The organism is Chromobacterium sinusclupearum, assembly GCF_002902845.1.
In the GTDB taxonomy this organism is placed as follows: domain Bacteria; phylum Pseudomonadota; class Gammaproteobacteria; order Burkholderiales; family Chromobacteriaceae; genus Chromobacterium; species Chromobacterium sinusclupearum.
Genome location: NZ_PPTF01000078.1, coordinates 13,227 through 24,577, shown reverse-complemented (window position 1 = coordinate 24,577; position 11,351 = coordinate 13,227). Strand labels below are relative to the sequence as shown.

14 protein-coding genes are annotated in these 11,351 nt (G+C 63.2%); 4 read left to right on the top strand and 10 right to left on the bottom strand.

Annotated elements, in window-relative coordinates:
• From C2134_RS21990 to C2134_RS18140, 3 genes are all read right to left on the bottom strand, one after another.
• On the bottom strand, positions 1-1,420 hold a 1,420-nt coding region (locus C2134_RS21990), incomplete at its 3' end, for a DUF3141 domain-containing protein (RefSeq protein WP_233196504.1).
• Between the two features lie 132 nt (positions 1,421-1,552).
• Complete coding sequence (locus C2134_RS18145) at positions 1,553-2,098, bottom strand: GNAT family N-acetyltransferase (protein ID WP_103321500.1); 546 nt, start codon at positions 2,096-2,098, stop codon at positions 1,553-1,555.
• 42 nt (positions 2,099-2,140) lie between these two features.
• Positions 2,141-3,082: a LysR substrate-binding domain-containing protein gene (locus C2134_RS18140; RefSeq protein WP_103321499.1), complete on the bottom strand. Its 942-nt coding sequence runs from the start codon at positions 3,080-3,082 to the stop codon at positions 2,141-2,143.
• Between the two features lie 106 nt (positions 3,083-3,188).
• Here C2134_RS18140 and C2134_RS18135 point away from each other — a divergent pair, with 106 nt between their 5' ends.
• Positions 3,189-3,797: an FMN-dependent NADH-azoreductase gene (locus C2134_RS18135; protein ID WP_103321498.1), complete on the top strand. Its 609-nt coding sequence runs from the start codon at positions 3,189-3,191 to the stop codon at positions 3,795-3,797.
• A gap of 49 nt (positions 3,798-3,846) precedes the next feature.
• Here C2134_RS18135 and C2134_RS18130 read toward each other — a convergent pair whose 3' ends face one another.
• The 4 genes from C2134_RS18130 to C2134_RS18115 form a co-directional block, all read right to left on the bottom strand.
• Positions 3,847-4,641, bottom strand: a complete 795-nt coding sequence (locus C2134_RS18130) for a substrate-binding periplasmic protein (RefSeq protein WP_103321497.1) — start codon at positions 4,639-4,641, stop codon at positions 3,847-3,849.
• Between the two features lie 39 nt (positions 4,642-4,680).
• Positions 4,681-5,511, bottom strand: coding sequence for a substrate-binding periplasmic protein (locus tag C2134_RS18125; RefSeq protein WP_103321496.1), 831 nt, complete (start codon positions 5,509-5,511; stop codon positions 4,681-4,683).
• Positions 5,512-5,606: 95 nt separating this feature from the next.
• The gene (locus tag C2134_RS18120) at positions 5,607-6,254 is read right to left on the bottom strand and encodes an FMN-dependent NADH-azoreductase (protein ID WP_103321495.1); all 648 of its coding nucleotides are present in this window, start codon (positions 6,252-6,254) and stop codon (positions 5,607-5,609) included.
• A 2-nt stretch (positions 6,255-6,256) separates the two neighbouring features.
• The gene (locus C2134_RS18115; RefSeq protein WP_103321494.1) at positions 6,257-6,694 is read right to left on the bottom strand and encodes a GNAT family N-acetyltransferase; all 438 of its coding nucleotides are present in this window, start codon (positions 6,692-6,694) and stop codon (positions 6,257-6,259) included.
• A 73-nt stretch (positions 6,695-6,767) separates the two neighbouring features.
• Here C2134_RS18115 and C2134_RS18110 point away from each other — a divergent pair, with 73 nt between their 5' ends.
• Positions 6,768-7,235, top strand: a complete 468-nt coding sequence (locus tag C2134_RS18110) for a MarR family winged helix-turn-helix transcriptional regulator (protein ID WP_103321493.1) — start codon at positions 6,768-6,770, stop codon at positions 7,233-7,235.
• Positions 7,236-7,253: 18 nt separating this feature from the next.
• Here the strand turns inward: C2134_RS18110 and C2134_RS18105 are convergent, their stop codons facing one another.
• From C2134_RS18105 to C2134_RS18095, 3 genes are read right to left on the bottom strand one after another with little or no spacing between them, the layout of a single operon-like run.
• The gene (locus C2134_RS18105; RefSeq protein ID WP_103321492.1) at positions 7,254-8,744 is read right to left on the bottom strand and encodes an aldehyde dehydrogenase; all 1,491 of its coding nucleotides are present in this window, start codon (positions 8,742-8,744) and stop codon (positions 7,254-7,256) included.
• A gap of 46 nt (positions 8,745-8,790) precedes the next feature.
• Positions 8,791-9,183 (bottom strand): VOC family protein, encoded by a 393-nt coding sequence (locus C2134_RS18100; RefSeq protein WP_103321491.1) that lies wholly within the window; start codon positions 9,181-9,183, stop codon positions 8,791-8,793.
• A 26-nt stretch (positions 9,184-9,209) separates the two neighbouring features.
• Positions 9,210-9,755, bottom strand: coding sequence for a cupin domain-containing protein (locus C2134_RS18095; RefSeq protein ID WP_103321490.1), 546 nt, complete (start codon positions 9,753-9,755; stop codon positions 9,210-9,212).
• A gap of 214 nt (positions 9,756-9,969) precedes the next feature.
• On the opposite strand from C2134_RS18095, the gene ald reads away from it, so the two are divergent.
• Both ald and C2134_RS21985 read left to right on the top strand, forming a co-directional pair.
• Positions 9,970-11,094 (top strand): alanine dehydrogenase, encoded by a 1,125-nt coding sequence (ald, locus tag C2134_RS18090; RefSeq protein ID WP_103321489.1) that lies wholly within the window; start codon positions 9,970-9,972, stop codon positions 11,092-11,094.
• Positions 11,095-11,111: 17 nt separating this feature from the next.
• Positions 11,112-11,351: gamma-glutamyl-gamma-aminobutyrate hydrolase family protein (locus tag C2134_RS21985; RefSeq protein ID WP_233196503.1), on the top strand; the 240-nt coding region annotated here is incomplete at its 3' end.

Sequence of the window (11,351 nt, the reverse complement as noted above, 5' to 3'; positions counted from 1 at the left end):
GCACCACGGGGGACAGATAGCGGTCGTACACGCCCTGGTTGATTTCGGAGACGCGTTTCACCACCTCGAAAGCCTGTTCGTCTTCGCGGCCGTCGTCCAGCGCCAGGATGTCGGATACATCGCGGGCTTCGAAACGGATGATGTAGCGGCCTTCGATGTATTCCTGGCCCGGCGCGTCCGGGGCGATGTCTTCGATGATGGCTTCGTACAGGCCGGGCGCCAGCACGTCGATCAGGTCCAGCGCGTTGGCGAACTCGCTGTGCTCCTTGTTGGCTACGCCGGCGGACACGAAGATGCCGAGATGCCCCACTTTGTTGTGCAGGCAGTAGACGATGGTCTGCTCGTTGTTGCGGATGTCCTCGACGCTGTCGTACAGGTCGGCGATCCAGTTCAGCGCCTGCTGCGGCGGGGTGATGTTGTCGCCCCAGGAGGCGAACACCATGATGGGCGAGCGGATGTTGCGCATGTCCACGCGCATCGTGCCGTCATGGCTGGTGATCTTGCCGTGGACCAGATCGTTGCCGACGAACAGCTTCTGGGTGATCCACTCCATCTCCACCTTGTTCAACAGGTAGTGGCCGCCCCACCAGCGTTCGAAATCGAGATAGCGTTGCGGTTCGGTATCCACCTTGGAGTACAGATTGTAGGACTTCTTCCATAGGGTGTTGGCCGGGTCCAGCTTCTCGAAGTTTTCCACCAGATGGGCGCCGTCGAAGTGGCCGTTGCCCAGGTCGCCGGCCAGCGAGGCGCTCCAGGTGCCGCCGTTCAGGCCGCCGGCGTAACGCATGGGGTTCTTGCCGCGCACGCCGGCCCAGTAGGACAGCGGCGAGCCGGCCAGCAGGATCGGGCCGACCAGGTCCGGCGCCACCGAAGCCAACATGGCCAGCGCCCAGCCGCCCTGGCAGTTGCCGATGACGAAGGGCTTGCCGTCGCTGTTCGGGTGCAGTTCGTTGACGCGCTTGAGGAAATGGCCTTCGGCCTTGGCCACGCTTTCTATGGTCTGGCCCGGCACGGGCTGCGGGAAGAACATCACGAAGTAGCAGGGATGTCCCTGCTGCAGCGCGATGCCGATTTCGCTGTCCATCTTGAAGCCGCCAATGCCGGGGCCGTGGCCGGCGCGCGGGTCGATGACCACGAAGGGGCGCTTGGCCGGATCGGTGGCCGGGCTGCCCTCCGGCGGCTTGATCGCCGCCAGCGCGTAGTTGGCCGGATCGGGCAGCTCGCGCGCGTCCATGATGATGGTGTAGTCGAACACCAGCACCGGCGGCTTGCCGCTTTCACAGTGTTCCAGATAGGTGGCGCCGCGCTGATACAGCGTGTCCCAGTACAGAACGCCGCGCTGGCAGGCGTCCAGCCAGTAATCAAACAACGGTTGGGCAAACGGGATTTTCCCGTCTCGAACTGCAGTAGTTGACCACATTGCAACCCCTTGCGTTTTGATGAGTGGAAACGGTGTGCGGCCAAGGCAACGGCCTTGGCTGCCACTGTACTCGTTATCTGCTGCAATGCAATAAATGCGAATGGTCTTGAGGCGATGTGTGGCGCGCAGCCATCAGCTTGTTGCACTGCAACTATTGTTTCGAGTGGCAGAGGGCGGCAGAGTTTCCAGCGATTTGACCATCACCACGCTGCGATAGGCTTTGTCCGGCCATTGCAGCGGGGCTTCCACGCGGTAGCCGCGGCGCTGATAGCGGCGGACCAGGTGGGTGGCGTCCTGGGCGGTATCCAGGCGGATGGCGGCGCAGCCTTGGGTGCGCGCCCAGTTTTCCGCTGCATCCAATAGTTGTTCGCCCAGGCCGTGGCCTTGCCATTCCGGCGCGACGGCCAGTTGCGACAGCACGGCACCGTCGGGTTCTCGGAATTGCAGGCAAGGCGAGTTGAGCCGGGCGCGATGCACCGTGACGGTGCCGGCCAGCTGGTTTTGGTGCCAGGCCAGCAGGCAGTGGCCGCCCTGGATGCGGCGGCGGGTCACGTCGGGAGTTTGATCCACCGCGGTGTAGCGCAGCCCCATCGCGGCCAGTTGGGCGTAGGCGTGGTGTAGCAGATCGGTCAATTGTTCTATCGAATCGGTTTCGGTTAAAGGGCGCAGCGTGAACATGGGATGGTTTCTTCAGGGGGCGAGACCCTCATGAAGCAAGCGTCATGCCTGGTGGAGATGGGGCCGTCCCCAGTCGCCGGCCATTTCCTCGCTGATCAAGTCTTCCGCGATGAAGTCCAGAAACGCGCGGACGGCCGGCGACAAGCCGCGGCGGGTAGGGAAGGCCGCATGCAGGATGCCCCAGGGAAAGTCGTATTGCGGCAGGATATGGCTAAGCCGTCCATCGGCCAGCGCTTGGTGGCAGACATTGGTGGGCAGCGCGGCGATGCCGATGCCGGCGATGGCGGCCTGCAGCAGCACGATCATGTCGTCGGTCATCAGTCGGGGCGCGTCGATGTGAATGGTGTAGGTCTGGCCGACATTGTCCAGCAGCACCCACTGGCCGCGGCCGTCCGGCCGGCTCATCGTCAGCGCGGGCAGCGCGGCCAGCCGCTCCGGCGCTTGCGGTTCGCCGTGTTTTTCCAGGAAGGCGGGGCTGGCCACCAGGATGACCCGGCTCTTGCCCAAGGTGCGCACGACCAGGCTGGCGCTGTCTTCGATGACGTTGCGCACCCGGAGCGCCACGTCCACCCCTTCCTCGATCAGGTCCACCCTGCGGTTGGTGGCCTCCAGCGCCACCCGCACCTGAGGGTGGCGCGCCAGAAAGCGCGGCAGCGCGGCGCTGAGCATGGTCTTGGCCAGCAGTTCCGGGCAACTGACCCGTATCAGGCCGCGGGGTTCGGCGCTGCTTTGCAGGATGGTCTCATCGGCGGCTTCGGCTTCGGCCAGCATGGCCTGGCAGCGTTGATAATACTGGCTGCCGATTTCCGTCAGCGACAGGCGGCGCGTAGTCCGTTGCAGCAGGCGCACGGCCAAGCGGCTTTCCAGTTCCGCTACCCGCCGCGACAGCGTGGACTTGGGGATGCCCAGCACCCGGGAGGCCGCCATGAAGCCGCCGTGCTCCACCACTTTGGCGAAGTACATCAGATCGTTCAGGTCTCGCATGATTGTCTCGCTGGTGGAACAATGTTTCCGATTTTAGCAGTCTAGTTCGGATTGTTGCTCGTGCTTATCATGCACACATCTCCACCGCACCGCGAAAGACCCGAACATGAAACTGCTGCATCTCGATTCCAGCATCCTGGCCGACAACTCGGTTACCCGCGAATTGTCCGCCGTAGTGGCCAACACGCTGCGTCAGCGTCACGCCAATGTCGAAACCATCTACCGCGATCTGGCGGCCAATCCGATCGCTCACCTGTCCGGCGAAATCGTCGGCGCGCGTTTCGTGCCGGAGACGGACTGGACGCCGCTGCAGCGCAGCGAGGCTGCCTTGACCGATCAACTGATCGAGGAGTTCGTCGCCGCCGACGTGCTGGTGATCGGCGCGCCGATGTACAACTTTTCCATCCCGACTCAGTTGAAGAGCTGGATCGACCGCGTGGCCGCCGCCGGCCGCACCTTTAAGTACACCGAGAACGGCGCGGTGGGTCTGGTGCCCAACAAGAAGGTGATTGTGGTGTCCGCCCGCGGCGGCGTGCACAGCGGCGAGCAGGGCAGTCTGATGGACTTCCAGGAAGATTATCTGGTGAAGGTATTGGGTTTCCTGGGCGTGAGCGACGTCGAAATCATCCGCGCCGAGGCCATCGGCATGGGCCCGGACAAGCGCGCCACGTCGATCCACCTGGCGAAGGAAGCCATCGCCAAGCTGGCGCTGTAACAGCCAATGCAAACCAGGCCCGGCGCATTGCAGTCGGGCCTGTTTGCGTCTAGTCCAACGGCAACTTCAGCGCCTGCTCCACGCTGGGCTCGGTCAGGTAACGCCGCATGATGGCGCGCAATGTGCCGTCGCGGTACATCTTGCGCAGCTCGTCCTGCCACAACGCGGCGGCTTGCTGGCTGAAGCGCGCCTTGCTCAGCACGATGCTGCCCGCGGTGATTTCGCTGTCCGGGAAAAAGTCGTGCACCGTCACCTGCTGGGCGGCCTGATGGCTTTGCAGCCAAGGATCGAAGCTGATGGGGTGGCCGAAAGAGGCCGTCACCACGCCGCTGCAGACCATTTTATACAGATCGTCCTCGTTGGCGGCGGTGACAATCTTGTGCTGTTGCGCCAATCCATCCAGAAACTTGTCTTCGGCCGGGCTGTGGCGGTAGCCGCGCACCATGCCCCAGCGCAGGTCCGGCAGCTTGAGCAGCGCATCCAGCGTGGAGACATTCACGCCGCGGTGCAGCAGCACCAGATTCTTGCTGTGATGGTAGACCACCATCCACAAATAGCGTTGTCGCTCCGGCGTCACGGTGGTGGAACTGCCGATGTCGGCCTGGCCTATCTCCAGCAGCTTCAATACGCGCAGCCGCGGATAATCGCCTTCGCTCTGGATGGGGCAATTCAGCCTGCGGGCCAGTTCGTGAAGGATGTCCGGATCATAACCCTTGCCCAAGTGATAGGCGACGCCGAAGTTGTAATAGGCGATGGTCAGCGGACCGCCGGGACAGGCGGGGTTGGGAGTCGATTGAGCGGTAGCCAGCCAAAGCGAAAGCGCGCAGCCTGCAAGCAGTTTCATCGATCACTCCGTGTAGACGAGATGACATTGCCGTTCTTTTCAGTCTAGCGGCAACTGCATCATTTGCTTGGCGGCCCCTTCGCTGAGGTGGCGCCGCAGGATGTTGAGCAGGCTGTCATCCTGATACATTTTCTTTAGCTCCAAATGCCAATGCTCGGCCGCCTCTTGCGAAAACCTTGCCTTGCTCAGGGCCAGGCCGCTGGCGATGGTTTCTCCGGACGGAAACAAATCCACCACGAGGATGCGTTTGGCGACCTGCGGGTCGCGCAGCCAGCGCCCGTAGCTGGTGGGCAGCGAGAACGCGGCGGTCACGATGCCGTCGTCTAGCATGCGGAACAGATCATCTTCGTCATTCGCCATCACCAGTTTGTTTTCTGCCTTCATCTGCGCCAGCAATTGATCCTGCTGCGCACTGTGCCGGTAGCCGCGTATGGCGCCCCAGCGCAAGGCCGGGTCGCGCAATAGCTCCGGCAGCGCGCGCGCATGGATGGACGGATGCAGCAGCACCATGTTTCGGGTGTGGTTGTAAGGGAAGATCCAGGCGTAGGCCAGTCGATCCGGCGTGGCCAGGGTGGAAGTGCCAAGGTCGATCTGGCCGCTTTCCAGCATCTTCAGCGCGCGCAGCCGCGGCAGCTCTGTTTCGCTGGCTATCGGGCAATGCAGCCGCCGGGCCAGCTCGCGCACCATGTCTACGTCGTAGCCGTTGCCGTCGCGATAGGCGACGCCGAACTTGTAGAACCCTACGCGTAGCGGGCCGTTGGGGCAGGCCGGATTGGGCGCGGCGTGGCTGGGGAGGGCCAGCAGGCACGAGGCCAGCCACGCCAAGGTAAGATTAGAACGAATGCGATTCAGCGAGGCGATGGCGTGCATGAGTCCCGAACCCGTGCGGCGACCTGTTCCGTGCCCATGGGTTGCGGGCACGGCGATGCCGCGTTGTTATTCCTCGCTGATTATAGTCAAGCCGATTACGCTGTCGCGCGATAAGCCGCGGCGGTGTCGTGGTAGCGTCTGGACTGCCGCTCCACCCATTGTTCCGTCGCCTGGGCTGCCGCTAGCAAGGCTTTGTCGCCGCGTTTCAGCGATTCCAGCTGCAAGATGGATACATCGTTCAGGCCCATGGTGGCCAGCGCGCAGCGCAGATACGGCGTCAAAAAGTCGGGCTGCCAATCCGGTTTGGACTGCATCGGCCCGCCGCTGGCCACGATGACGAAAACGGGCCGGTTGTTCAGCAGGCCTTGTTTGCCATCCGGCCCGCCGCGGAAGGTCCGGCCGGGGCGCATCACCAGGTCCAGCCAGACTTTCAGCGCGGCCGGCACGGTAAAATTGTGCATGGGCGTGGACAGGATTAAGCAGTCGCAGGCCTCCAGTTCGGCAATCAGCTGTTCTGATAGCGCTAACGCCTGCCCTTGCGCATGGCTGCGCGTGTCTTCGCGCATCAGACTGGCTTCGACAAACTCCCGGTTGATGGCATGGAGCGGCAGCAAAGAGAGATCGCGCTCGATAAGGGCGGGCGAGCCGGCCTGCGCCAGCCGCGCGGCCAGCAGCTTGCCGGCCTGGAGGCTATGAGAGTCGGCGCGATTGGGGCTCGCGTTGACGTGCAGAATGCTTGGCATGTTCAGTCCTCGCTTAGTGGCTGCATAAAGCGCAAGGCGGTGGCGACCAGGCCCTGGCGATAATAAAAGCGATGGCCCAGGGTGTTGGACATTGGCGTGTCCAGCAACAGCTTGGCGCAACCATGGCTGCGGGCCAGCTGTTTCAAATGGTTCATCAGGGTTTCGCCCAGGCGTTGGCCGCGGCAGCGTTCATCGGTGACGAGGTCGTCCACATACATGTGCCGGCCATGCACCAGGTTTTCCATGGGACGCCAGCCGGCCAGGGCGGCCAGTTCGCCGTCGCGGTATAGTCCAAGCAGCCGGTAGCCTTGACGGGTCTGGCGCTGCCAGCGCGCGACCAGCTCATCGGCATCCATGAGGTGGGGACGGAATTGGCGCATCAGCGCAAAGCTGGCGCGGACTGTTTCTGCGGTGTCGATGTCACGGATTTCAAGACGCATGGCTGGTGTCCTGTCGGTATCGTGGTTAATATCAGAGTTCTTACATCATGCAACATATCAGAGCTTTGATATTATGATCAAGTCATCAAGGGCGGCGTTGCCGGAGCCGGGCGAGGGCAAGCGCGGCGAAGGCGGGCATATAGGCTATCTATTGCGCCAGGCCGCTGCGGGCCAACATTTGCGGATGGAGCGCGCATTGGCGGATTTGGGCGTGACGCCGCCGCAGTTCGTGGTGCTGACGATGCTGGCGGCCTATCCCGGACATTCCAATGCGGATTTGGCGCGGCTGGCCTTGCTGACGCCGCAAACCGTCAGCGTCATCGTGGCGAATCTGAAAAAAGCCAGCCTGGTGGAGGCCAGGCCGCATGCCAGCCATGGCCGCATCGTGCAATTGCAGTTGAGCGCCAAGGGGGAGGATTTGCTGATGCAAAGCAAGGAACGGGTGCGTGAGCTGGAGGCGCGTATGCTGGAGGGATTGTCGGTAGTGGAGGAGCAGACGATACGACGTTGGCTGGCGAGGCAGGCTGCCGGCCAGGACTGAGCCTGGCCGGCGAGCAGCTTACAGCTTGATCAGGGTGCTCTTGAGTTCGGTGTATTTTTCCAGCGCATGCAGCGATTTGTCGCGGCCGTTGCCGGATTGCTTGTAGCCGCCGAACGGGAAGTTCATGTCGCCGCCCTCGTCATAGCAGTTGACCCAAACCGTGCCGGCGCGCAGGCGGCGCGACACTTGGTGGGCGGTGCTGACGTCGGCAGTCCATACCGCGGCCCCCAGGCCGTATTCGGTGTCGTTGGCGATGCGGATGGCGTCCTCGACATCATCGAAGGTGATGACCGACAGCACCGGGCCGAAGATTTCTTCGCGGCAGATAGTCAGGTTGTCGCTTGGGCAGTCGAAGGCCGTCGGCTCGATGAACAGGCCCTTGTCGGCGTGGGCGGCCTTGCCGCCCAGCAACAGGCTGGCGCCTTCGCTCAGACCTTTGTCGATATAGCTCAGCACCTTGCGGTACTGGATATCGTCGACGATGGCGCCCATCGACGTGGCCGGGTCCAGCGGATCGCCTGGATAGTAGCCGGCGGCGGCCTTGTTGAATTCCTCCAGAAAGCGCGCCTTGATATCGCGATGGACCAGCACGCGGGAGCCGGCGGTGCACATCTCGCCCATGTTGTAGTAGATGGCGCTGGCCGCGGCGCGCGCTGCGCGGGCCAGGTCCGGGCAATCCGGCAGGATGATGTTGGGCGACTTGCCGCCCAGCTCCAGCCAGGCGCGTTTCAGATTCGATTGCGCGGCGTAGCCGGCGATCAGTTTGCCGACAGCGGTGGAGCCGGTGAAGGCCACGCAATCCACGTCCATGTGCAGCGCCAGCAGGCGGCCGACATCCCCGGCGCCGGGCAACACCTGGAAGATGCCGTCCGGGATGCCGGCTTGCTTGGCCAGCCCCGCGACGCGGATGGCGGTCAGCGGCGATTTTTCCGATGGCTTGACGATGACGGCGTTGCCGGCGGCCAGCGCCGGGCCGAACTTCCAGCTGGCCATCAGAATCGGGAAATTCCACGGCACAATGGCGGCCACTACGCCGATCGGTTCGCGCGTCACCAGGCCCAGCAGCTTGGGATCGACCGGCGCCACTTCGCCGCCGATCTTGTCTATCGCCTCGGCGAACCATTCCACGCAATAGGCCGCGCCAGGCACATCCACCGTGGTGGTGTCGCCGATGGGTTTGCCGGCGTCCAGGGTTTCCAGCAGCGCCAATTCGTCGGCATGTTGGCGGATCAGCGCGGCGAAGCGTTTCAGAATGCTGCCGCGCTGGCGCGGCGCCAGGCCGGACCAGGCGCCGGAGTCGAAGGCGCGGCGCGCCGCCTTGACCGCGGCTTCCACCTCGGCTTCGCCGCAATGGCTGATATCGGCCAGCTTGGCGCCGGTGGCGGGGTTGACGCAATCGAAGCGTTTGCCGTCGGCGGCCTCGCGGTAAGCGCCGTCAATGAAGGCGCGTCCTTCTATTTGCAGTTCTGCAGCAAGTTGTTTCCAGTCAGCATGTGTACTGCGGGACATGGGTTTCTCCTCTTGTGTGGTGCTGTTTTGCGGTTGTGGTGCGGATTCAGGCGGAAATAGGGCTGCAAAGTTCGATCAGCGTGCCGTCGGGGCTGCGCAGGTAGGACACGGTCTGGCCCCATGGTTTCTGGCTTGGCGCCGCCAGTTCCACCGCCCCGCATGCCAGCGCGCGTTGATGCGCGGCCGCCACCTGTTCGGTGACCAGGCCGATTTCCATGCCCAAAGGCTGGGCGGTGTCGCTGGCGCGCACGTGGCCGGCGGGCAGGTTCATCGCCGCTAGTTCGTGGCTGGCGAAGGAAAGGGTGGTGTCGCCGGTGTCCAGCTCGCCATACGCGCCGGATTCATGCAGGAATTTCTGTTTCAGGCCGAATGCCTGGTCGAAGAAGCGCAGCGAGGCCGCGACATCTGGAACGTAAACGATGGTGTAACCCAGCTTCATGCACTTCTCCATATGTTTGCAGCGAATCAGAAGGTTGGCGGCGAGCTGGCGCTCACCACTTCGCAGATGTCGTCGCCGACATTGCGGAAACGGTGCGGCAGCTTGCTGTCGAAGTAATAGGCATCGCCCGGCCCCAGCACCCGGCTGTCTGCGCCTACGGTGACTTCTATGCTGCCGCGGATGACGACGCCGCCTTCCTGGCCTTCGTGCATCAGCATGTCCGGGCCGGTATCGGCGCCGGGGACGTAGCGCTCGCGCAGGATGGCGATGTCGCGCTTGTCATGGCCGGTGCCGACCAGCATCAGATTGATGTCCTCGTTGCCGAGATTGGGCAGCTCATCCGCCTGGTAGAACACGCGCGGCTGCGCGGGTTCGGCGTCGAAGGTGAAGAATTCCGCCAGCGTGATCGGCAGGCCTTCCAGTACTTTTTTCAGGGAGCTGACGGACGGACTGACCCGGTTTTGCTCGATCAGCGAGATGGTGCCGTTGGTGACGCCGGCTCGTTTGGCCAGCTCTCTTTGCGACAGGCCGAACCTTGTCCTGACCATTCTCAAGCGCGCGCCGACATCCATTCTTCCTGCTCCATCAGTATGTTAATAATTTTAGACATTATGCGGCATTGTACCGCACCGACGGGGAAACCTGCTTGCTGCGTCGCAAAATCAAATATCTTTGCAAGGGTGAGGTTTTATAGTCAGAATCAGTTTGAAAGGGCAAGCGCGATGTGAATTTTCTTAAACGGCTGTTGCCAGTTTGCCCATGAACCAAATGAGTTTGGAGGCGACTATGTTGATCGGCGTTCCGAAGGAAATCAAAAACCACGAGTATCGGGTGGGTCTGACCCCGTCCGGTGTCCGCGAGTTGGTTGCAAACGGGCACAAGGTACTGGTGCAGACCCACGCTGGCTTGGCCATTGGCTTTACCGACGAGCAGTACATTCAAGCCGGCGCTTCCATCGCCTCCAACGCGGAGGAAGTGTTCGAGCGTTCTGAAATGATCGTCAAGGTCAAGGAGCCGCAGCCGGTGGAGTGCCGGATGCTGCGTCCCGGACAGGTGCTGTTCACTTATCTGCATCTGGCGCCGGATCCCGATCAGACCAAGCTGCTGATCGAGTCTGACGCCATCGCCATCGCTTATGAAACGGTGACCGACGAGCGCGGCGGCCTGCCGCTGCTGGCGCCGATGTCCGAGGTGGCGGGGCGTATGGCTATCCAGGCCGGTGCCCATGCGCTGGAAAAAGCCCAGGGCGGCCGCGGCGTGCTGCTGGGCGGCGTGCCGGGCGTCGCCCCGGCCAAGGTGGTGGTGATAGGCGGCGGCGTGGTGGGGCTGAACGCCGCGCGCATGGCGATGGGCGCCGGCGCCGACGTGACCATTCTGGATAAGTCGCTGACCCGCCTGAAAGAGATAGACATGGTGTTCGGCGGCCGCATCAAGACCCTGATGTCCAACGGCGCCAATATCGACGACAGCATCCGCGACGCCGATCTGGTGATCGGCGCGGTGCTGATTCCAGGCGCGGCGGCGCCGAAGCTGGTGACGCGCGCCATGCTGAAGACGATGAAGCCCGGCGCGGTGCTGGTGGATGTGGCCATCGACCAGGGCGGCTGTTTCGAAACCAGCCGTCCCACCACCCACCAGGACCCGATCTACACGGTGGACGGCATCGTGCACTACTGCGTGGCCAATATGCCCGGCGGCGTGGCGCGCACCTCGACCCAGGCCTTGACCAACGCCACGCTGCCGTACGCGCTGGAGCTGGCCAACAAGGGTTGGCGCCAGGCCTTGCTGGACAATGCCCACCTGCGCAACGGCCTGAACATCTGCCGCGGCCGCGTCGCTTACCAGGCGGTGGCGCAGGATCTGGGTTACGCCTACGTCGATCCGATCGAGGCCATCAAGGCCGCCAGCTGAACAGGAGCCGCACTGCCATGTCGCAAGCCATCATCGGTATTCCCTGCGATCTCAAGACCATAGGCCTGCTGCCGTTCCACGCGGTGGGCGACAAATACATCACGGCCGCGGCCGGCGGCGCAGGCGGCTTGCCGCTGCTGATTCCCGCGCTCGGCGACGAGGGCTTGCTGCGCGCTACGCTGCAAACGCTGGACGGCGTGCTGTTGCCAGGCTCGCCGTCCAATGTGGAGCCACACCATTACGGCGGCCCGGCCAGC

Bases quoted from the DNA above. Each gene is read 5' to 3' on its own strand.
- C2134_RS18145 (WP_103321500.1), bottom strand. From the start codon at position 2,098: ATGTTCACGCTGCGCCCTTTAACCGAAACCGATTCGATAGAACAATTG.
- C2134_RS18140 (WP_103321499.1), bottom strand. From the start codon at position 3,082: ATGCGAGACCTGAACGATCTGATGTACTTCGCCAAAGTGGTGGAGCAC.
- C2134_RS18135 (WP_103321498.1), top strand. From the start codon at position 3,189: ATGAAACTGCTGCATCTCGATTCCAGCATCCTGGCCGACAACTCGGTT.
- C2134_RS18130 (WP_103321497.1), bottom strand. From the start codon at position 4,641: ATGAAACTGCTTGCAGGCTGCGCGCTTTCGCTTTGGCTGGCTACCGCT.
- C2134_RS18125 (WP_103321496.1), bottom strand. From the start codon at position 5,511: ATGCACGCCATCGCCTCGCTGAATCGCATTCGTTCTAATCTTACCTTG.
- C2134_RS18120 (WP_103321495.1), bottom strand. From the start codon at position 6,254: ATGCCAAGCATTCTGCACGTCAACGCGAGCCCCAATCGCGCCGACTCT.
- C2134_RS18115 (WP_103321494.1), bottom strand. From the start codon at position 6,694: ATGCGTCTTGAAATCCGTGACATCGACACCGCAGAAACAGTCCGCGCC.
- C2134_RS18110 (WP_103321493.1), top strand. From the start codon at position 6,768: ATGATCAAGTCATCAAGGGCGGCGTTGCCGGAGCCGGGCGAGGGCAAG.
- C2134_RS18105 (WP_103321492.1), bottom strand. From the start codon at position 8,744: ATGTCCCGCAGTACACATGCTGACTGGAAACAACTTGCTGCAGAACTG.
- C2134_RS18100 (WP_103321491.1), bottom strand. From the start codon at position 9,183: ATGAAGCTGGGTTACACCATCGTTTACGTTCCAGATGTCGCGGCCTCG.
- C2134_RS18095 (WP_103321490.1), bottom strand. From the start codon at position 9,755: ATGGATGTCGGCGCGCGCTTGAGAATGGTCAGGACAAGGTTCGGCCTG.
- ald (WP_103321489.1), top strand. From the start codon at position 9,970: ATGTTGATCGGCGTTCCGAAGGAAATCAAAAACCACGAGTATCGGGTG.